The organism is Embleya hyalina, assembly GCF_003967355.1.
Classification (GTDB): Bacteria; Actinomycetota; Actinomycetes; order Streptomycetales; family Streptomycetaceae; genus Embleya; species Embleya hyalina.
The window spans coordinates 49,620-69,431 of the sequence record NZ_BIFH01000031.1; the positions used below are offsets into that span (position 1 = coordinate 49,620).

The 19,812-nt window shown below is 69.7% G+C and carries 19 protein-coding genes and 2 pseudogenes; 11 read left to right on the plus strand and 10 right to left on the minus strand.

Annotation, left to right across the window (positions count from 1 at the left end; all coding sequences use genetic code 11):
- Positions 1 to 92 precede the first annotated feature (92 nt).
- Both EMA17_RS33555 and EMA17_RS55520 read right to left on the minus strand, forming a co-directional pair.
- Positions 93 to 1,223 carry an rRNA adenine N-6-methyltransferase family protein gene (locus tag EMA17_RS33555; RefSeq protein WP_126640947.1) on the minus strand — a complete coding sequence of 377 codons (1,131 nt, stop codon included), beginning with the start codon at positions 1,221 to 1,223 and terminating at the stop codon, positions 93 to 95.
- The gene (locus EMA17_RS55520) at positions 1,220 to 1,342 is read right to left on the minus strand and encodes a hypothetical protein (RefSeq protein ID WP_281290560.1); all 123 of its coding nucleotides are present in this window, start codon (positions 1,340 to 1,342) and stop codon (positions 1,220 to 1,222) included. The genes EMA17_RS33555 and EMA17_RS55520 overlap by 4 nt, the downstream gene beginning before the upstream one ends.
- Before the next feature lie 823 nt (positions 1,343 to 2,165).
- Between EMA17_RS55520 and EMA17_RS33565 the strand changes: the two genes are divergently transcribed.
- The 8 genes from EMA17_RS33565 to EMA17_RS52060 all read left to right on the plus strand — a co-directional run bounded on the left by EMA17_RS33565 (position 2,166) and on the right by EMA17_RS52060 (position 9,053).
- On the plus strand, positions 2,166 to 2,990 hold the full coding sequence (locus EMA17_RS33565; RefSeq protein WP_126640948.1) for a class I SAM-dependent methyltransferase: 825 nt from the start codon (positions 2,166 to 2,168) through the stop codon (positions 2,988 to 2,990).
- A 55-nt stretch (positions 2,991 to 3,045) separates the two neighbouring features.
- A complete protein-coding gene (locus EMA17_RS33570; protein WP_126640949.1) occupies positions 3,046 to 3,630 on the plus strand; it encodes a hypothetical protein in 585 nt (194 codons plus the stop codon).
- 528 nt (positions 3,631 to 4,158) lie between these two features.
- Entirely contained in the window at positions 4,159 to 4,608 is a 450-nt protein-coding gene (locus tag EMA17_RS33575) for a group I truncated hemoglobin (RefSeq protein ID WP_126640950.1), read from the plus strand.
- Between the two features lie 267 nt (positions 4,609 to 4,875).
- Complete coding sequence (locus tag EMA17_RS33580; RefSeq protein WP_126640951.1) at positions 4,876 to 5,349, plus strand: hypothetical protein; 474 nt, start codon at positions 4,876 to 4,878, stop codon at positions 5,347 to 5,349.
- 391 nt (positions 5,350 to 5,740) lie between these two features.
- A complete protein-coding gene (locus EMA17_RS33585) occupies positions 5,741 to 6,340 on the plus strand; it encodes an RICIN domain-containing protein (protein WP_126640952.1) in 600 nt (199 codons plus the stop codon).
- A gap of 280 nt (positions 6,341 to 6,620) precedes the next feature.
- Complete coding sequence (locus EMA17_RS33590; RefSeq protein ID WP_126640953.1) at positions 6,621 to 7,979, plus strand: Mu transposase domain-containing protein; 1,359 nt, start codon at positions 6,621 to 6,623, stop codon at positions 7,977 to 7,979.
- A 523-nt stretch (positions 7,980 to 8,502) separates the two neighbouring features.
- Positions 8,503 to 8,865: a hypothetical protein gene (locus EMA17_RS33600; RefSeq protein ID WP_307721577.1), complete on the plus strand. Its 363-nt coding sequence runs from the start codon at positions 8,503 to 8,505 to the stop codon at positions 8,863 to 8,865.
- A 38-nt stretch (positions 8,866 to 8,903) separates the two neighbouring features.
- The gene (locus EMA17_RS52060) at positions 8,904 to 9,053 is read left to right on the plus strand and encodes a hypothetical protein (RefSeq protein ID WP_160161652.1); all 150 of its coding nucleotides are present in this window, start codon (positions 8,904 to 8,906) and stop codon (positions 9,051 to 9,053) included.
- A gap of 55 nt (positions 9,054 to 9,108) precedes the next feature.
- Here the strand turns inward: EMA17_RS52060 and EMA17_RS56110 are convergent.
- From EMA17_RS56110 to EMA17_RS33615, 4 genes and pseudogenes are all read right to left on the minus strand, one after another.
- Positions 9,109 to 9,336: pseudogene (locus EMA17_RS56110) on the minus strand (DUF6262 family protein); the annotation flags it as partial.
- Positions 9,333 to 10,571 (minus strand): tyrosine-type recombinase/integrase, encoded by a 1,239-nt coding sequence (locus EMA17_RS33605; protein WP_126640954.1) that lies wholly within the window; start codon positions 10,569 to 10,571, stop codon positions 9,333 to 9,335. The gene EMA17_RS33605 and the pseudogene EMA17_RS56110, both read right to left, overlap by 4 nt.
- Positions 10,572 to 10,864: 293 nt before the next feature.
- A complete protein-coding gene (locus tag EMA17_RS33610; protein WP_126640955.1) occupies positions 10,865 to 11,527 on the minus strand; it encodes a hypothetical protein in 663 nt (220 codons plus the stop codon).
- Entirely contained in the window at positions 11,524 to 12,729 is a 1,206-nt protein-coding gene (locus tag EMA17_RS33615; RefSeq protein ID WP_126640956.1) for a tyrosine-type recombinase/integrase, read from the minus strand. Before EMA17_RS33615 ends, EMA17_RS33610 begins: the two co-directional genes overlap by 4 nt.
- A gap of 183 nt (positions 12,730 to 12,912) precedes the next feature.
- On the opposite strand from EMA17_RS33615, the pseudogene EMA17_RS33620 reads away from it, so the two are divergent.
- A pseudogene (locus tag EMA17_RS33620) lies at positions 12,913 to 13,200 on the plus strand (ATP-binding protein); the annotation flags it as partial.
- A gap of 103 nt (positions 13,201 to 13,303) precedes the next feature.
- Here the strand turns inward: EMA17_RS33620 and EMA17_RS33625 are convergent.
- The 4 genes from EMA17_RS33625 to EMA17_RS33640 form a co-directional block, all read right to left on the minus strand.
- A complete protein-coding gene (locus EMA17_RS33625; RefSeq protein ID WP_126640957.1) occupies positions 13,304 to 13,816 on the minus strand; it encodes a hypothetical protein in 513 nt (170 codons plus the stop codon).
- A gap of 172 nt (positions 13,817 to 13,988) precedes the next feature.
- Complete coding sequence (locus EMA17_RS33630) at positions 13,989 to 14,819, minus strand: site-specific integrase (protein ID WP_218043149.1); 831 nt, start codon at positions 14,817 to 14,819, stop codon at positions 13,989 to 13,991.
- A 329-nt stretch (positions 14,820 to 15,148) separates the two neighbouring features.
- On the minus strand, positions 15,149 to 16,024 hold the full coding sequence (locus tag EMA17_RS33635) for a helix-turn-helix domain-containing protein (protein WP_126640958.1): 876 nt from the start codon (positions 16,022 to 16,024) through the stop codon (positions 15,149 to 15,151).
- Complete coding sequence (locus tag EMA17_RS33640; protein ID WP_126640959.1) at positions 16,021 to 16,992, minus strand: helix-turn-helix domain-containing protein; 972 nt, start codon at positions 16,990 to 16,992, stop codon at positions 16,021 to 16,023. The genes EMA17_RS33635 and EMA17_RS33640 overlap by 4 nt, the downstream gene beginning before the upstream one ends.
- A gap of 1,604 nt (positions 16,993 to 18,596) precedes the next feature.
- Between EMA17_RS33640 and EMA17_RS52065 the strand changes: the two genes are divergently transcribed.
- Both EMA17_RS52065 and EMA17_RS52070 read left to right on the plus strand, forming a co-directional pair.
- Entirely contained in the window at positions 18,597 to 19,367 is a 771-nt protein-coding gene (locus EMA17_RS52065) for an AraC family transcriptional regulator (protein ID WP_160161653.1), read from the plus strand.
- Positions 19,368 to 19,488: 121 nt separating this feature from the next.
- Positions 19,489 to 19,656, plus strand: coding sequence for a hypothetical protein (locus tag EMA17_RS52070; RefSeq protein ID WP_160161654.1), 168 nt, complete (start codon positions 19,489 to 19,491; stop codon positions 19,654 to 19,656).
- The last annotated feature ends 156 nt before the right edge of the window (positions 19,657 to 19,812 follow it).

Genomic DNA, 19,812 nt, shown 5'->3' on the forward strand with positions numbered 1-19,812 from the left:
GAGGGGACGAACCCGTTCCGATCGGCCGTTGCGGACCGGTACCCCTCTCGGTCGGATCGATCCGATACTGCTCCGCCGCCGTGCCAGTGGGTTCACATTCTCCAGCGTTGGTCGGGTGTGCCGGCCCAGGCCCATTGGGCATCCGGCTCGACGGTGATGCCGAAGTCGTAGGCGTGGACTTGGGCGTCGTCCTGCCAGGCGATCACGGCGGCGGCCTCATCCCACAGCTGTCGGGGACCGCCCTGGAGGGCGTGACCGGCGCCAGGGCTGTCGTTGACCAGGGCCCACGAGTCCTTGCCGTCGTGCAGCCACCACTTCGCACCTGCCGCCGCGGTGGCGCGGTGCACGTCCGCAAGCTTGAGCGCCAGCGCCTGGACGTAGTTGCCGTCCACGGACACGGCGGCGAGATGCCAGTCCACGGGCGTGCTGACATGGGCCGGATGCGCGGCGCGAATCGCCTGGAACGCCTCGTGCCCGGGGCCGCGTTGCCCGCGCAGGGGCATGAACACCACGCTCTTGACGAACCGCCCGCTCGCCACGCCGTGCTCGTCGACGATCAGGCGCAGCAGGCCGCCGGATCCGAACGGCGGGGAGAAAGGCACCGCCAACACCGCGCCCGGTGCGGCGTGTTCGATCCACGCGTGGGGGAGGCGGTGGGTGACGGCGGCGGTGACGTGGACACGGTCCCATCCCGCGCCCGTCCCGGTGTCCGGGACCGTGTCCTCGCCGTCGTGGGCCACGACGTCGACGGTGTCCGCCCAGGGGGTCAGGCGGGCGCGGGCGGCGTCGGCGAGGACCGGGTCGATCTCGACCGTCACCACCCGCCCGCGCGGGCCGACGCGGTGGGCCAGCAGTGCGGCGGTCCAGCCGGAGCCGGTGCCCACCTCCCACACCCGCTGCCCCGGGCGCACGTCCAAGGCGGTCAGGAAGCTCGCGACGGCGAGGCGGTCGCTGATCGAACTGGTCGCCGTCTCGCCGTGCTCGGTGTCGGCGCCGTCGTCGACCTGGGTGACCACCGGTCCGCGTCCGTCCACGATCGCCGACCACCCGACGAGATCAGAACGCCGGTCCACACGGGTGTAGACGTCGCCGTCGTCGCGCCAGATCACCTCGGGGGCGAACGCCTCGCGCCGTACCGCGTCCATCGCCTCGCGTATCCACGGCGCGTCGGAGAACGCGCCCCGTGCGTCGAGTTCGCGGATGGCGTCCTCGTGGGCGGTCACGGCTTCTTGTGCCTGCCGCCGCCGGGCTTTTGCACGTCCGGGTTCTGCCCGTCCTGGTCCCGAGTCGGCTGCGGCGTGTCGTCCGGCTTCCCGTCGTTCGGTTTCGAATGCTCACCCATGGCAACCCCCTTGCCTACCGACAGTCAGCGCTGCTTCGAGCATGGCGGGCCGCACCCGCCGAAGCAATACCACGGTCATTGGAACCGCACGCGGCTGCCGACCGGCCCTCTCGCCGCGCCGCCCGGTACGTCACCGCGACACCACCTTGGTCGAACGCGCGCAAGGAACCACGGGTGTGGCCGGGCGGGACGTGAGCGTGTGGGTGACCCAGGGATGATGCGTGCCGCCGCGGCGCAGCGCGCGAGCGGGGAGGCAACCCCCGAGCGGGCGATCGGTCGCCGGGCCCGCAGCGAACCGAACACCGCACCGGGACCGACTGCGGACCCCCGGCGGGTCACCCTCCCCGCACCCCGCAAGGGGTGTCAACGGTCATTGAGATGCCCAGGTGGGTGGCCGTCGGGTGTCCGGGCTGTTGGCCATCGGAAACCCCGGTGTGTGGCCGGTGGTGGTTACAAGGTGAGCGTGGTGCATGAGGTGGTCGTTGCTTGCGCCCGCGAGGGTCCTCGGCATGATCGTGTCGCAGCGCGAGGGGTGGATGTTGCCGGTCACCGCGATGGAACGACGCGGTGGAACGCCTCGGCGGCGTCCTCGCCGACCGGCAGCAGGCCGATGTCGTCGACTCTGTCCGACTTCGTCACAGGACCGCTCCGGCCGGTCGCTGATGTTCGCGAACACCAGCGAATTCGTGGTCGTGCTCGGAGCGTGCGGTGGACTCCCGTGGTCGTGGTCGGGCCTGCTTCCCCGTTTTTCGCGGTCGTTGCGTGCCGCGTACGGCGGTTGTGTTCGGGGTGACCAAGGCGCCGGTGGATCGTTGGTGGGGGCATGACTGTGGACTCGTCGGCGCAGCGTTACGGCGATGTGTTGTTCTCCTCCGGCCGTGACGGCGAGCGGGAGCGTCTGGGCGCCTTGGCCCGCGCGTTGGACCCGATCAGTCGGGACCTGCTGCTGGGGCTCGGCGTTGCTCGCGGCCGGCACTGTCTGGATGTCGGAGCGGGGACCGGCACCCTCGGCCGCTGGCTGAGCCGGCGGGTGGGGGCGCGGGTGACCGCGGTGGACCGCGACACGGCGTTCCTTCGGGATTGTTCCGGTGAACTGGACGTGCTCCGGGCGGACGTCACCGACCCGGGGTTCCGGCCGGGCCGGTTCGATCTGGTGCACGCGCGTCTGGTGTTGGCGCATGTACGCGAGCGTGAGGACCTGCTGCCCCGGATGCTCTCCTGGCTCAAGCCGGGGGGTCTGCTGGTGCTCACCGATCCCGTCGTGATTCCCGCGACGCAGCTGCTGCACCCGCACTACCGCGCGGCGGTGACGGGGCACTTCCGGATGATGGCCGAGGTGATCGGCAGCGACCTGCACTTCGCGGACCGATACGCGCAGGCGTTCGCCGACCTGGGGCTGACCGGGATCGGGGTGCACACATACCTGCCGGTCGTCGGTGCGGACCGCGGCTTCACCGAGTTCGTCGAGGGTACCCTGCGCCAGTCCCGGCACTTCCTCCTCACCCACGGGATGCGGCCGGCCGCGTTCGAGGAGGCACTCGACCACGTGCGCCGGCCCGGTACGCGGGAGAAGTTCTTCGAACTGCGCACGGCATGGGGACGCGTGCCGCTCCCCTCGCCCCGGGACCCGGACCCAGAGCACTCCTGACGCGTCCCGACCGCCCGACGTACGAGCACCGCACCAGCCGGCGGAGGTTGTCCCCGTGCCCCAGACGTCCCCCGCCCCCGCCGTCGCCCCGCCCCCCGGCCGGTGCCCGCGGGGCCCGGACTCGCGCATCGCCCGATTCGCCTCCCCGGCCACCCGGATGCTGCTGGCGGGAGACGGCCTGACCACGGTGCTCCTCCAGGCCGTGTTGCGCGTGCCGCTGGGCATCCGCACCGACTCGATCGAGCAGGCCCGCGCGAGCGTCCTCGGCGACACCGAAGCGGTGTCCGCACTGCGCGTGCCGGGACGACGGCCGTGCTGGTCGCGCCACAGCCGCCTGCTCACGCCCGACGGTGCGACGGTCTCCTTCAACAGGGTCGTCGCGCCGACGGCGCGCGACCCTCGTGTGGACGCGGCCATGGCAGACCCGGAACAGCCCTTGGGATTCGCCCTGAACGGGGCCGGGCTCACCACGGTCCGGCAATTGCACGGCGTCGGCCGCGTCCGATGGCCCGCGGGCACCGGTCGGCTCTGTGCGTTCAAGACGTACACCTTGCACGGCCCCGGGGGCGTACTGGCCTTCGTACACGAGAGATACAGCCCCGACTGGTTCTCCGCGGCCGTCGACGCTCCGGCGGGCTGACCGGGCGGGCGGTCATCACCCGCGGCCCGGGCGTACGCGGCCGTGCCGTCGCGGTGTCGCGCCAGGCGCCGGTGGGACCGATACGCGAGGCCGATCTCGGGGAGCCCAACCGTGTCGAGGGGCCCGGCAGGCGTGGCTCGCTCGCCCAATAGTTGGTGGTGGGGGCACCACATGCGGTCCGCGGGCGGATACGTCCGCGCGGTATCGCCGGCCCCGCGGGTGCGGTGTCGTACGCACACCGGGCAGGCCCGGATGCCTTGCTCGTCGGTGTCCACGACGCGTACCCGCGCGCCGGTCGTCCGCCTCGGCTGCGCGGGGCCGGTGGGCGCGACTCCCCCTCCTGGCTCGGGTACTTCACGGTCGCCGAACTCGCGGGCACCACCGCGTCCGACTATCGTCGCGCCACGACAGCGGTCGATCATTTCGTCAGCGAAAACGAGCGCAACTCCGTACAGGTGCCGGGGCTTGCCAATGCCCGCCTTCCTCGGCTGACATCGGAGGGGCGGCCCCGGTGACCCGAGGAGTGTCATGAGCATCTACGAGTCCATCGGCGGTGAGTCGGTCCTGGTAGAGGTGTTGGACAGGCTCTACCGGCGCATCGAGCTTGATCCGGACCTTGCCCGGTTCTTCGCGAACAGCGACCTCGGGCGGCTCGAGCAGCGTCAGGCCGAGTTCTTGGGTCAGGCTCTGGGCGGCCCGGTGGAGTACCGGGGCCGTGTGATGTGGCGGGGGCAGGCTCACGGCAGTGCCGTGCAGTTCCGGAGCCGCTCGATGAAGGACGTCCATGGCTTCAGGGGGTTTCGCATAGAGCAGCGGCACTTCGACAAGTTCGTCGAGCACCTGGCGGCGTCGCTGACCGCCGCCGGGGTACCGGACGACATCACAGAGGAGATCCTCGCTGTGGTGGCCCCACTGGCCGACGAGATCGTAAGCGGGCCTCCCGAATGGGACGACGGTGGTGCGCTGACCGGATTCTGACAGGACCCCGGTGGCAATCGCCGAAGATCCAGCGATCCAGCCTGTGCGAGGAAACGCCGTCCGGGTGTCGCGGGTCGGCATCGGCTGACATTTCTCGCGTGTCCAATTCACTGACAGTCCGAATCCTGTCCGAAAAGCGCGAGGCCTCTCACCCCCTCGACGCCACCGGAACCTGGACGCGAACCCGGACCGAACCAGCGGGGCGGCCCTGTTCGATCCATACCGCCGGGACGCTCGCGCCTCGGCCGAATCCGGAAGGACGACCCCGTGACGACGGACCCCGCCGGCTACGCCACGCCCTGGTACTTCGCCCCGACCCCGGACCAACCGTGGGACCTCGCCGTCCAGCAGGTCGTCGCCTCCCTCGAACAACGACCCGACGCCCATTGGAGGGCCGGGGAGGGCCTTCGCGGAGAGTCTCTCCTCGAGGTGTGGTTCCCCATCGGACCGTGGCTGTTCCAGGGCTCCTACGCCCCGCGTCCGCCGTGCCTGGGCATCCGCATCTGCGACGCCCGCGCCGCCACCGAGGCGTGGACCACCTGGTTCCTTCCACAGCTCCCCGCACACGTCACGAGCGTCGTCTTCAACACCGAGGACGGAGTCGAGAACGGCTACGCCGACGTCGACTTCGTCCTGGCCTGCCGCGACGGCCGCGACGCCGTCGTCGACACGCTCACCGACCACCTCCGGCACGTGTGGCGCGCCGGCGGCACATCCCCGCCGCCCCGCGCCGACGATTGAGCGCAGGGCACGACGGAACGGCTCCGCTGACCCCGTCTGAGTGACCCGCGGCGCTCCACCGGGGCCAGGCGCCGTGTGGGTTCCTCCACCTGACGCCCGTAGGGGGGCGATGACGAGGACGTTGAGCCTGCGGCCGTCGGGAATCTTGATCAGTCGTCTGCCGATGCACTGGTCGATGATCTCCAGGCGCTCCACGGCCGCGCAGCCACGTATTCCTCGTGCGGTCGGCTGCTGGACGCGGTCCGGCTGCCGGTTGTGGGCCGCGCCGAAAACGCCGGCCGCATGAAACGCATCGCGCTGCTCGGGTTCCTCGGCGGCGGGCAAGCCATGCGCTCAGCGCCTACATCAGTGCGCCTTCCGCCAATGCGCCAAAGGGAACGAGGGCACCACGATGGCTGTATCGACGCGCGATGTCGATTCGATCGACCCTCCGGGAGGCCTTCTACCGACCCTCGCCCTGTCCGCGACACTCCTGGCCGCCGGGACGCTCCCGGCCATGGCCGCCGAACCGACGGCCGCCGCGACGCCCGACGTCGTCGCGGCGGCCCCGGGCTTCACCCCGCTGATCAACTACCACTCCGGCAAGTGCCTGGATGTTCCCGGCGGCTCCACCCGCGACGGCGTGCAGGTTCAGCAGTGGACTTGCAACGGCAAGGCCCACCAAAGGTGGAACCTGCGCTACGCGAGGACCGCTCTGGGGCTGAAGCTCTACTACGTCGTGAACGAGAAGAGCGGCAAGTGCCTGTCCGTGAAGGGCAACAGCAAAAAGAATGGCACTCCCATCATCCAGTGGCCCTGCAAGGAAGGCGACACGGCGGAGTTCTTCGCCCCCTTGAAGGTGAACGACGTGCCCGGCACCAACTTCGTCCTGTGGGGCGCCCACTCCGGCAAGTACCCGCAGGTCGACGGGGGCAGCCAGGCCAACGGCGCCAAGGTCAGCCTGTGGGAGGGCAAGAGCGGCCGGCACCACTACTACTGGCGCTTCGGCTGAGACCTCGGGACCGATCGCTCGACGGAACGCCCTGATCGAGGTCGGGGCGTTCCCGCCTGTCGGGCGACTCTTGCCGCCCAAGGTGGTATATCGCCTGGGTGTCGCAAGGCGGCAGGCTCACCGCCCGGGTGGCGGGCCGCCGGTGGTGCGCCACGAACGGCCGCTCTCTCAGGGTTGTTGCGTCTCGTCCCGGCCGCTGGGGCCATCCTCGGCACCGGCCTTGATGCGGTGCGTTCATCGATCTTGGTGTGAGTGACGGTTCGGCCTGTTCGGGGGCCTGATGCTCACCCGGGAGGAAGACGTGGACGCGCACGCGCTCCGTCGGCAGGGTTGGTCGATCTCTGCGATCGCGCGGCATCTGGGCCGTGACCGCAAGACGATCCGCGCGTATCTGAACGGCGAACAGGTCGTGGGTGTTCGGCGTCGGGCCCCGGACGCGTTCGTGCCCTTCCTCGACTACGCCCGGCAGCGACTGGCGGACGATCCGCATCTGTGGGCGTCGACGTTGTTCGACGAGCTGGTCGAACTCGGATACGAGGGTGCGTATCCGACGCTCACGCGGGCGCTTCGCCGTCATCGGGTGCGTCCGCACTGCGAGCCCTGCAAGGTCTCGAACGGCCGCGATGTCGCGGTGATCGCCCATCCGCCGGGTGAGGAAATCCAGTTCGACTGGCTGGAGTTGCCCGATCCGCCCGAGCAGTGGGGAGTCGGCGAACACGCCCATCTGTTGGTCGGGGCGCTCGCGCATTCGAGCCGGTGGCGGGCGGTGATCGCCGAATCCGAGGACTTCCCGCACCTGGTCCAGGCCCTGGATCGGGTCGTCCGCAAGCTGGGTGGAACCGGGCGGCGGTGGCGCTTCGACCGGATGGCCACCGTCTGCCATCCGGCGACCGGTCGGGTCCTGCCGGCCTTCGCCGCGGTGGCGAAGTACTACGGCGTCGGCGTCGACATCTGCCCGGCGCGTCGGGGCAACCGCAAGGGCGTGGTCGAGAAGGCCAACCATTCCGCGGCCCAACGCTGGTGCCGCACGGTTCCCGACGGACTCACCGTCGAGCAGGCCCAGTCCGGGATCGACAAGCTCGCCGTTCGCATGGACGAACGCCGCCGCAGGGTGGCCGGCGCCCTGACCACGGTCGGCGAACTCGCCGACGTGGAAAGCTTGTTAGAGCTGCCCGGCCTTCCGTTCCCCGCCGAGTTGGAGGCCGAACGAACGGTCAGTCCGCAGGGCCTGGTCTCCTTCGAGGGCAACCTCTACTCGGTCCCACCGGGTCTGCCCGGAGCCCGGGTGATCGTGCTGCACCGACTCGGCGAGGACCACCTCCACATCGTCACCACCGGCCGGGTGGTGGTCGCCCGGCATCACCGCGCGCCTCGCGGTTCCGGCCGGGTCGTCCGCGACTCCGGGCACGTCATCGCCCTCGAGCGCGCGGTGTTGGACTCCTTCACCGATCGCGCGCCCTGCAGGACGAAGGTCCGTCGCCCGCTCACCCAGGCCGCCCTGGACGAGGCCGAGCGCCTGCGGAGCCGGGCCGCCGGCACGAGCTCGGCCGAGCGCGTGGTGATCGATCTGACCGCCTATGCCGCCGTTGCCGATCGGCTGCGGACCGCACCCCAACCCAAGGAGGAGACCGGGGAGTGAGCACGACACCCATGCAGATGAGCGAGGCTCGACGCTTCCAACAACTCAAGGGCCACCTGTCCTATCTCAAGCTTAACGACGCCGCGAAGGCCCTGAACCGGGTCCTGGACCAGGCCCGCAGCGAGGGAATGTCGCTGACCGCCGCCCTGGAACGGCTCCTGGAGATCGAGGTCGAGGCCACCGAGGCCCGACGGCTCGCCGCGCGTCTGCGGTTCGCCTGCCTGCCGGAGCCCTGGACGTTGCGGTTATCTGGGGTAGTGACGAAGGACTTTTGCAAGGCTGCTGTTCAGGACGCTGCGGACGCGTCGGGAAGGCGGTTGAGGGCGCCCCCGCCCAGGCAGCCTGCTCTTGGAGGTAATCCGCTGTCCTGTTGGAGCGGTGCTTCCATAGGATCGCGTCATGACTGCCGATGCCCCGCTCACCCGAGAGTCGTTCCGGCGCCTCCACCCGATCAACACGCCCCGGCCGGTGTCTCAGTTGCCGGATCGTGTCTGGACTGACGAGGACTGGAACCGGATCCGGCGTGGGTATCGAGCCCGGGGGCATGGATGAGAAGTGGAACGTCTTCGTCGAAGGCGATGTCCTTTTCATGCACCGGAGTTGGACCGGGCACGGCATCTATGAAGCATCCTTTGCCCCGGTGATCGGTGGTGGGGTGAGGATCACCTCCGCCGTGGTGGAGAGCGATCGGGAGAACTATCGGAGCATGGGCGACGAGTACGACCGTCTGATGATGGAGCTGATCATCGGCGCGATCGTCCTCGGTGAGCCGGCCGCCGACCTCCGGGCCGGACTCGTGGAGCTGATGGCACGGGCTTCAGGAAAGAGCGATCTTCCCTCGGGCGTGGTGGAGCACAGTGCTCTGGGATTGCGCTCCGGATCGTAGGTTCCGTCGTCTGGCGAGTGTCGTCACGGCCTCGGGCCATGCGACTGGATCACGCGTTGCAGGCGCAGGATCTCGCCGTGCGCGGCGGCCAGTCGTTGTTCGAGTTCTCGGACGCGCTCGCGGTGGGTGGTGCGGTCGCGGCGGAGGGCTTCGGTGAGGGCGTGGATGACCGTGCCGTCGTCGGATGAGGGGGCTTGCGGGGGAGGCCGGTCCTCGGCTCGTTGTTGGCCGCAAGGTCTCGATGCGTTGACGCAGATCGGTGTGGGCATAGAGGAAGTCCAAGCTGACGCCTGCTCTGCGGGCGACGGCCCGGAAGTTGATCTCCTCGCCTTCCTTGATCAGTCTTCGGAGGCCCGCTTCTGCTCGTTGGACGGCCTGCTGGTGTTTGTCCCGGGCCGCCTGCCGGAGGGCGGCGACCCGCCGGTCAACAGGCGCGGTCTCCAGGGCCGTTTCGTTCGGTTGCTTGTTCATGAGCGTGATGCCCCTTGGCTGTCCGAGGTGTTGGCGGTGTCCTGGTAGCCGGTGCGGCCGAGCACGCCGGCGCCGCGGACGACGGCGGTGCTGTCGGTCGGTTGGGCTTCGAGGGCGACGATCTCCAGCTGCATGCTGCGGATCTCCGCGTTGCGCTGTTCCAGCCAGACGTTGGCCCCGGTCATCGGGTCGCCGTAGCGCTCGGTGTGGCGGGCCTGCCGGGTGGCGACCAGGGACTGGGTCTCGGCGAGTTGACGCTGGATGTCCGGCAGGAACGTGCGGTCGGTGGCGAAGTGGTCGCAGCCGTGGCAGGCGTTTCCCTTGTCGCAGGACCGGGTGGGTGGCAGCAGGCAGTAGCCGTTGGGCAGGATGCGGTCGGTGCGGCGGTCGAGTTGCACGAGGTCGAGCATGTCGCGGCGGTCCATCCCGATCTCGCGCCCGTCGCGCCCGACCTTGGCCAGGGCGAGGAACTCGCGCTCGGCGGTGCTCGCGAGGGTCGCCGCGTATCGCATCGTCATCTCCGGGGAAAGGTGGCCGAGGTAGCGCTGGACGACGTGGATGGGGGCACCGGCGTTGATGAGCGTGGTTGCCTTCGTGTGGCGGAGCCGGTGGCTTCGCGAGTAGAGGAGGAACTCGCCGTGTGAGTCGCGCAGGTCCAGGTGGTGGCTGAAGTCCTTCAGGACGTGGTTGTAGTTGCTGGTCTCCCAGGACTTGGTGCCGTGGCGGTTGCCGGTGGTCTTCGGGAACAGGTAGCGGATGGTGTCGGCGGGGCCCAGGTGCCAGTGTTCGCGTACCCATACCTGCTGTTCCCGGATGATCTCGACGACATCGCGGCCGACGAGGATGGTGTTCGGTGCCGTGTCGATCTTCGTCTGCTGGTAGCGGAGCCGGGCGACCATCCCGCCCTCGGGGACGGCTGCGGCGTCCAGACCGGGGATGTCGGAGAGCGGTTCGAAGTCCATCATCAGCACTTCGCTGGCCCGGCGTCCGGTCATGGCCTGGATGAGCCAGGCCCGCATGACTGCGGGATGTCCGAGTCCGGCCAGTTCGACCCGGCGGGCGTCGCGGACAACGGTGCGGGTCTGCTTGGCCGGCAGGCCGAGGAGCTCGATGTGGGTGAGCATGCTGCTGAGGTCGGTGTCGTTGATGTAGTTGCGCTCGTCGGCCTCGCGAACCTCGCGTTGTCGGGGCCGGTCGCCGAGGCGGAACATGCGGGCTCGGTCAGCGCCAGCCACCGGGCATCATCGTCCAGGGCTTCGGCCGCCTCGGTGCGGCAGTCGGTCATGACCCGGTAGAACAGGTCGATCGTCTGCAGGTTCTTGTTGATCGTCCTCGGCTGGAGGCTGCCGCCGACCTCGGCTCGGCCCGGCGTCTCGCGCTGCCAGTGGTGCAGGAAGGTGCCGAAGTCCAGCGCGAGTGTGCGCAGGCTTCGCTCGGAGCCTTCCGCCAGGGCGGGGTGGTCCATTCCGCGTTCGGTTACGAACGTGGCGAAGCGCGCCGTGTTCACGCGGTGCTGTATCACCGTCGATCAGGTCAGTTGCCCGGACTCCATCTGCAGCCGGAGGTAGAACTTGGTCCCCTCCCGCAGCCAGACCGGGGTGATGTCGCCCCAGCGGACGGCGGTGTTGGCGCGCGGCTCGTGCTCGCGCCGCGGGATGCGCGGGTCCAGCCGCAGCGACCAGATGTCGTGCCGCCACCAGTCGACGTCGCTGGCGTACTGCCGCAGCAGCCGCTCCAGCATGCCGCGCAGAGCGTGCTCGGCCCGGAGCCGATGCCCGGGGGCGGGCATCCGGCCCCGGTCGGCGTGGAATCTCCGAGCCCAGGCGGTCATCCACTCAGCCAACGGCCGGTCGGCGAAGGAGGCGACGTGCGGGTGACGCGCGATGACGTCGGCGACGGTGACCGCCCAGCGGTTCCACTCACTGGCGTGGGCCTGACGTTCGCTGGTGCGCGCGCAGGTGGCCAACCACCAACCGACCTCACGGCGCATGATCAACGGCAAGGCGGTGATGTCCAGCCGGACCTGCCGCGATCCGCGCATGAACACCCCGGCCAGCTTCGGGTCACGTCCGTCGAACAGCGGCCCTGCGAACACCGGGTCCAGCCCGTTGATCAGCGCAGCACTCTGGGCGGACCGGTCCGGGGCAGTCGAACCGCCGGCACGAGCCGACGGGATGCGATGGTCGGTCATGCCGAACTTCCTTCCAGTCCACGCCAGTTGGTGGTGAATGACTTCCAGTTCGCCAGGGTCTTCAAATCGGCGTCCTCGGTGACCCAGCCGTAGAGGGTCAGCGTGGTCTGCACGTCGGCGTGGCCCATCCGCCGCATCACCACGTGCTCGTGAGCCCCGGAAAGCAGCAGAGCGGTCGCGTGGGTATGGCGCCACCAGTGCGGTGTCCAGGCGGACGGAACCGCCTTCCCCAGCCTGCGCTTGAGACCGTCGACCAGGTCATAGACGGTCTCCGGCCGCAGCGGCGCGAGCCACTCGCCGCGACGCAGGTTGACGAACACCCACCAGTTCTCCAGGTCCACCGCCCGGTGGGCGTCGGCGTCGCACAGTTCCCACACGTACTCGCTGTGCAGACGCTCCAGATCGTCGCTGATGTGGATGCGGCGGAACCGGCTGTTCTTCACCCGCACCCCGGCCGGGTGGTCCTGCCGCGGTACGACCTCGACGAACGGGGTCCCACCCCGGCCGACATGCCAGTCACAGTGCTTGAGCGACAGGCACTCGCCCAGCCGCATCCCGGTTTCGCTCAACGTCGCGAACAGCAGCCGGTCGCGTACCGATCCCGACCACTGCCCCGAAACTGCGTCGAAGCGCGCGCATCCGTCGAGGATCGCCTCGGCCTGGGCCGGCGTGAGCACCGGTGCCGGCCCGCGATCGCGGGCCCGGACACGCACCGCCGGGCTCACATGGTCACTCCCGCGGTCCAAGTGAGCCAGGGCTCCGACGTATCGGCTGCGGGCCCGGCGTCCACCGACCCGGTAGAGCCGTCCGGCGACCGCCACCCCGTGCACATCCGCGTGATACCGGTAGAACGACAGCACCGCCGCCACCCGCAGCCCCACCGTCGACTCCGCGGCCCCGCCGGCCCGGGTGGCACCGGAACCCGGCAAACGGTGCACTCCGAATGGATCACCGGTCCGCAGCACCGTCAGGAACGGCAGGAACGAGGGCAGCGTCACCTCGTCCCACGCCAGCCCGACCGCCTCCAGGTAGTCCCACCACGCGTTCAGCGACGCGGCGTAGGAACGGAGGGTGTGAGGCGACGCGTCCCGGCCGATGCGCAAGAACTCCAGGAACTTCTCGACGGGCACGACCGGCAGGTAGTCGGAACCGACCACCGTCCACGTCCGCCCATCACCCAACTCGACTCTCTGTACTGGCACGAAGCCATGCTGCCGACGTCACCGACGCTGCGGGGCCACCCCGGATAGCAAAACGCCAACGACCACTACAACGAGTGAAGCCAACGCTGACTACGTTCCAGACGGGCACATACGAACCCCGGATAGCTCGCCGACTTCGACTTCGCCGCCCAGCCCGGGGTCGACGAGAAACTCATCCGTGACCTGGCCACCCTGCGGTTCCTCGACGACGCAAGCAATGTGCTGTTCGTCGGGCCGCCGGGGGTGGGCAAGACGATGCCGGCGACCGCGCCGGCGCGCGCGGCGGTGGACGGCGGCCACCGCGTCTACTTCACCACGGCCACCGACCTGGCCGCCAAGTGCCACAAGGCCGCGCTGGAAGGCCGCTGGAAGACGGTGATGAACTTCTTCGCCGGTCCCAAGCTTCTGGTCATCGACGAACTCGGCTATCTGCCGCTGCCCGAGGACGGTGCCTCCGCGTTGTTCCAGGTGATCAATCAGAGGTATCTGAAGTCGAGCACGATCCTGACGACCAACGTCCGCATCGCCAAAGCGCACATGTTCCGGCGAACCCGTGCGAGGCGGCGCCGAAATCTCACGGGTTCACTGGTGCGTCAAGACTGTCGTCGACGGGCGGGACGTCGGCGAGAGGCAACGTGTCACGCCATGCGGTCCGCAGATCTTCCAGGTCGGTGCGTGGAAACGGTGACAGCCATCTCTTGCGGTAGGCCTCCTCACCCAGGTCCTGGGCGACGCGGTCGAAGCCGTCGATCACCGCCCTGGCTATCGCATCCACTCCCTGGCGGCGTGACTCCCAGATGACCTGTCCCTCGCTGTCGGGACGTTGCCCGTCCTCCAGAAACAGCAGGTCGATGTCCACGAAATCGCCGTACCGGTGGAAGACCCAGCGGTGAGCGCCTGGCTCGCCGTCGAATTGTGCCTTGACCATGCGGGCACCGAGAACGACTCTTGTCACCGCGTTGAGCAGGTCCTCGGGTGCGTTGCTGATGTAGGAGGCGTGGGCCCTGCCTTCTGACCGGCCATCGTTGATGGTGCAATCGGCCGAACCGGCCCAGCCAGGGGTCCAAGTGAATGTTATCGGCGTCATCGAGGCTCCTGCGGTTGGAATTTGGGACTGTTCAAGGAATGGAAAGCCGACCGGCGTCGATGTGGTCGGCGAGGTAGATCATGACGCCTTCGGGGTCCATCCCGAGGGCTGCGGCGACGAGCTTGGGATCGAGTGTGTTCACCAGGTTGGCGAGCCGGGTGCTCCGCAGGGTTCACGGTGGGACACCGCAGGGGTCCAAAAGGTGGCTGACGTAAGCGGTCGAGGCCGGGGCCCGGCCGGTCTTGGTGATCTTGGTGACGATCAGGTGCGGGTTGTCGGTGTGTTGGTCCGCCCGGTGGGCCAGGCAGTGCTGGAGTGCCGACCAGCTGGGCGGGTCCATGGGCACTGGATGCGGGCGTTTGCCCAGGCGGACGGTGCGGTTGGTGGGGTCGAGGTCGTCCACGCGCAGGAGCCGGACCTCGCTGCTGGAGGCTGCGTGGAGGAGGGCCAGGATTCCGAGCAGTGCCTCGTGCGGGTGCGCGTCGGTGCCGCTGGTCCAGCGGCGGAACAGCTGTCGCTGCTGGTCGACGGCGATGGTGGTGCCGCTGAACCCGGACGGACCCTTGGCCTTCACTCCCTGTGTGGGGTCGATGAGCACGACCTTGCGGGAGCGGGCGAAGCGGAAGTACTGCCGCAGCACAGTCAGTCGGCGTTGCCGGGCCTTGGGCATGGTCGCCAGGAAGGCCTCGACGTCGTGGACGTCGGTCAGGGCCCAGCCCTGCTTGTTGCGCGTGCCCGTCAGGAAGCGGGCGAGGTCACGGACGGTGGCAAGGGCCGCTTCGATGGTGCTGTCCGTGCGAGGCAGGGTGCCGGCCTTGAGGGCGCGCTCGCGTGCTCGCAGCATGGACTCGGCGAACGCCTGGACCTGCGGTCGGAGCGGGGGTGGGGTTGCGTCGATGCGGCGTCGGCGGCGTCCGGCGGCGAGCCGTTGCGCCTGGTCGGTGGGAAGGGCGAGGCCGCGCTGGGTGAAGAAGCCTTCGAGCGCGCGGGCGAGGGAGCCCATTGACCGGCCGGGCGGCGGGCGCGGTCCAGCAGGGCCTGGGGGTGGTTGGGCTGTTCTTCGACTCCCGCGACCACGAGCACTCGCGGCCGATCGTCCGGCCACGACAACCCCGAGCGCTGCGGGCACTGTGAACGGAGCATCCGCCACCGCGCCGGGCCCCGACCAACCCAGGACGACGTACACGCGACCTCCGCGACCCACTCCTCGCTCCACCGCTCCAGAAACGGCCGCCACGCCGTGCGCTCACCCATCGTCCCGTCCTTTCTCACCGGCGGCCCGCCATCGCCACAACCACAGGGATACGGCAACCGCCTTTCGCGGATGTGTCCTCAGATGTCGAAGCACTCCCTGCTCGTATCGCCCGCCGGAATGAAGCACAGTCGTAGTCCGGTCCGGGCCGGGGCGCCGATCATCGGGGTGAAACGGTAGGCGTCGGTGTCGGTGGTGTGGGTGACGACGAATCGCTGCGGACGGGTGCCGAGGGCGGAGATCTCGATCGTGTCCCCGACCTTCGAGTGCCAGATCCGGCCCCACGCGGCGGCACACACCGAGCTGTAGCGGACCTCCACGCGGGTACCGGTCGCGGTGTGGTGCTGTGCTCCGAGCGAGTCGTCCCGGCCGGGCAACCCGCAGGACATCTCGTCGGGGTCCCTCCCGTCACACGAGTCCGCACGGCATCCGGGAGCGGGGTCCAGCACGGGGGAGCGCAGGATCGGCGGCGGTCCCGCGTCGTGGCTCCGCGGGGCCGTCAGCACCGGGATCGAGGCGATGGCCGCTGCGGCCACGCCGGTGGCGACGAGGACGAACAACCACCCGCGCCGAGGCCGCCGTTGCACGCCCGAGGCGCCCGTGCTGCCCGTGCTGCCCGTGGCGACGGTGGGGACCGGTGCGGGTGTGGGCAGGGACGGCGACGGAGGCGAGGGCGCGGGTGGGCCGGAGGGACGGGCCTGGCGGGCGCGTCCGCTCCATTCGGCGTCCGCCAGTTCCCACAGCGCGAGCAGTCGTCCGGTGGGCTCGCCCGCGATCGCGCACAGTGCCTCGACGGCGTGGCGGGGTACCGGCGTCCTGCCGTTGAGACAGCGTTCCCACGACGACTTGCTGTACGCGGTGCGTTCGGCCAGCGCGGCCAGGCTCAGGCCCGTACGCGCCCTCAGCTCGCGGAGCCCTTCGGCCAGTGCCGCGCACTCCGGTGCGGGAGCACTCATCCGCGCAGCACCTGCCAGGTGTGGGGGCCCACGATGCCGTCCGCCGGTAATCCGGCCTCCTTCTGCATGCGTATCACGGCCGCGATGGTCTGTTGCCCGTACACTCCGTCCACGATGCCCGGATCCATCCGGTGATGGTCCAGCAGGCACTGGGCCTCCACCACGTCCCAGCCCGGTCCGGCGAGCTCGACGGTCCGGGAGGCGCTGTATCCGGCGGACAGCCCCCCGCCCACCGCGTCGGCCCTACGAACCTCGCAGGGGTAGGCCTTGCCCGGCTGGAAGCGGTAGCGGCCGGGCCCGCCGGCGGTGGTCGGAGGACCGTCGGTCGGGCGCGGGCCCGGCGTCCCCACCCCCGTCGTGACCCTGCGGCGCCCGTCGTCGTCGCCCCGGGGCCCGCCGATCAGCATGCCGACGCCCACCCCCACGAGCGCGGCGATCACGACGGCGGCGAGGACGACGGGCCGGCGTACGCCCGGCGGTCGGGCCGTGCCGGGCGAGTCCTCCGAGGCGGCGGGCTCCTCCGAGGCGCCGGCTCGCTCCTTTGCCGGCGCGCGATCCTGCGCCGGCGCGGAGCCCTCGACCGCATCGGAGTGCTCTGCCGTACCGAAATCCTCGGCCGGACCGGGCCCTTCGGCCGCGGCCCCGCCACGTGCTCCCGGCGCGCCTTCGTCCCGCACGGCGGGCGCGGTCGGCGCCGTCGACTGCCGCCAGGCCTCCTCGGCCACCTCGTGCAGCACCAGCAGCCGGACCGGATCCGCGCCCACGATCCGCGCCAGCCCCTCCACCACGTGCCGCGGCGGCAGCGCCCTGCCGTTGAGGCAGCGCTCCCACGACGAGCGGCTGTACCCGGTCCTGGCCGCGAGCGAGACCAGGCTCAGCCCGCTGCGGTCCTTCAACCTCCGTAACTGCACCACGAGTTGCCGAACCCTCCGGTCCAGCGAATCCGGTAATTCCTGCCAACGCGACATGCTCCACCCCGTACGGCGTCAAGGATCCCCAAGGTCTTCACCCTCTTGTTCTCCGGTGGCACACCGTCTGCACACGCTACGGGCCCGGCCGAGACGCCGCGCCGTTTCCATCGCAAGGCCGCGCATCGGTACGGACGTCCCGGCGCTGCCGCGTTCCACCGGACGTCCCCGCAGGTCAGCGCCCCGAGCGTCCCACGGTGTCCCAACGGGCCGGACTTCGCCGATCCGGCTCCGGAATGGCCGGCAAGCTCGGTGGTGCGAGCCGGACGGCGCGATCCACCACACATCGTCTTCGCATCCCTCGACCGCGTGCCCCACGGGGGTGGGCGCGCGGACGCGGCGAGCAGGCGCGGCCCGGTCAACGCCCACCCACACGAAAACGGAGAGACCGATGCGTGTCATCACAAAGACCGTTCTTGGCGCGGCAATGGCCCTGGCAGGCCTGACGGGTAACGCCCTGCCGGCCGGCGCGCGGCCGGCTCGACCGCCACCGCCGAGGAGTCCGTCTCCTCGGCCGCGGCGTGCAAGAAGTCCGTCATGTTCGGGACACGTCCCGAACATGTTTCGAACAGGCCCGGAACTGTTCCCGGCCGGCCCGCTTGCCAGTCTGAGCGACGCCAACGGGTCGGCCCGACCACGGGACCGGACCCATTCGCGCCGAACGGATGGAGAGAACATGGAAGCCTGTCGAAGGATTCTCGCCGGCACGCTCGCCGGAGTCGCGACCACGGTCGCGCTTGCCTTCGTGGCTCCACCGGCGCAAGCCGAGTCGCAAAGCACTGCGGCGACGACTCGGGTCCAACAGACCGACGGTCGCGTCGGGACCCTTGGCTTTGGCGAATGCGCAGACGTCCTCAGCGCAGCCGGCTACACCGTGTACTACGCGAGGGCGGCTGCCTGTTCCGTGGGAACGGGGGTGGGCACCGTAAGCGCGATCGCGGCATGTGGTGTCTCACTCACATCCACGTTCGTGATGCCGTTCGTCGCCGGAGCGGCCTGCGCCGCAGCAGCCCTTCCGTAGCCCACGGCTGACCACCTCGAGACACCTTCCTCGGTGCGGTCGAGGGTGAACCGAAGCCGAAGCGTGGGAGAACTCCTGGCCGGCCCGGAAGAGAGTGGATCCGTGTCGACGGGAGATCCCCCGCCATCCCCCAACCAGCGAGACGGACATGGGGACGGTGGCCACCGGGATGTCCTCCGGTAGGTGCAAGGGGATGCGCGGATCGGCCGACGGGCAGCGGGCCCTGGTTGCGTCATGTCGTGACCCAGGGCTTGCGTGCGAGGCAGGACCTGCGGCTGCCTCAGGCCGGTGCGCCGTCGACGCTCCCCGCGCACCACATGGCAACCCTGGAACTCCTGCTCTGCACCCACGACTCCGGATCGGCGCCGGCCGCTGGCGCCCGGCAGCGACACCCTCCTGGCGCGTTCGCGCCATCCATCTCCGGCCGAGAGGACCGATCGTGCGCAATTCGGCATGCACTGACGGGACATGGCAAGTGGCATCCGCCTCACCTCATCCCAGGCTGCGCCCAGGTGTGAGCTGCTATCGGGGGTTCCGGCTCGGCCCGGACCGACTGCACAGGGCCAAGGAAGTGCCCATAGGTATGGCGGTGGCCCTGGTGATCCCCTTCGACGAGAAACTGCAACTCACCCCGTCGCAGTTACCTTCGGGGCCGGTGGACGCGAACGCCTCGACCTCCCCGATCGGCGGCCCGAAGACCAGCAGGACAGGCGAGGAGGACAATGGCTGCTGGTCCGAAGTGGAGGTGACCTTCGCCCCCTGGGCCGCTCTCACGATCTTCGGTACAACCCTGCAGCAGTTGGCGAACGTGGCCATCGAGCCTCGCGCATTGCTCGGCCCCCGCGCCGACGACCTCACTGAGGCGCTCGCGACCGCGGTGGGCTGGAAGGAACGTTTCGCTCTGCTCGACGTCGTGCTCACCGAATGGGCCCGGAGTGGCCCTGCGTCCTCGACGCGCGTGGCCTGGGCCTGGCAGGAACTCGCCCATAGGGCCGGCGCCGTTCCCATCCCGGTACTCGCCCGAAGGGTGGGATGGTCGCAGCGACAGCTGGAGAAACGATTTCGGGAACAGATCGGCCTCACTCCCAAAGCCATCGCTCGCGTCTTTCGGCTTCAACGGGCACTCCAACTCCTCGACAGCGGGCTTCCCTCGGCCGAAGTGGCGACGCTGGCGGGCTACCACGATCAGGCCCACTTCGGCCATGACTGCAAGGCGATGACCGGTCATGCTCCAGGTCGCTTTATTGCCTGCCGGGTAGCCGGCAGTCCGGGCCCCTGGTCCGCGGACCGCGGCGAGGGGCAGGCCCCAGGCGTGCCGATGCCTGCCTCTATCCGGACCGCAACCTCCGTCTGACGAGAGTGCGGTTAATTACAAGACGTCACCGGCCAGCTCGCGCGAGTCTCGTGCTGCGGGCGCTTCCGGCCCGGAACGAATCAAGCGAAGGAGTACGGACGTGTTCAAGAAGCTTGGATCGATGGGGGACAGCCTCCTCGAACGATTCGCCCCCAAGGTTGACGCGGCGGCAGCAGTACGCCGGTGCTGGAGCTGGCCGGCCTGCTACCAGTGCCAGAACGAGTGCGGCTACCACGCCTCCTGCACACGCTGCGACAGCGCTCCCAACCTCTACATCTGCGACTGCTGAGCATTCGCCCTCGACGGGGGCGGCGGCGCACGTCAACGCAGGCGTAGAACCAAAGACAGGCGTAGGACCAGGGGCACCGGGTTGGGTCTCGGAGCCCCTGGTCCCCCTCTCCCAAGCCGTGGGACGACGACACGGAAGACGACACGGAAGGTGTGC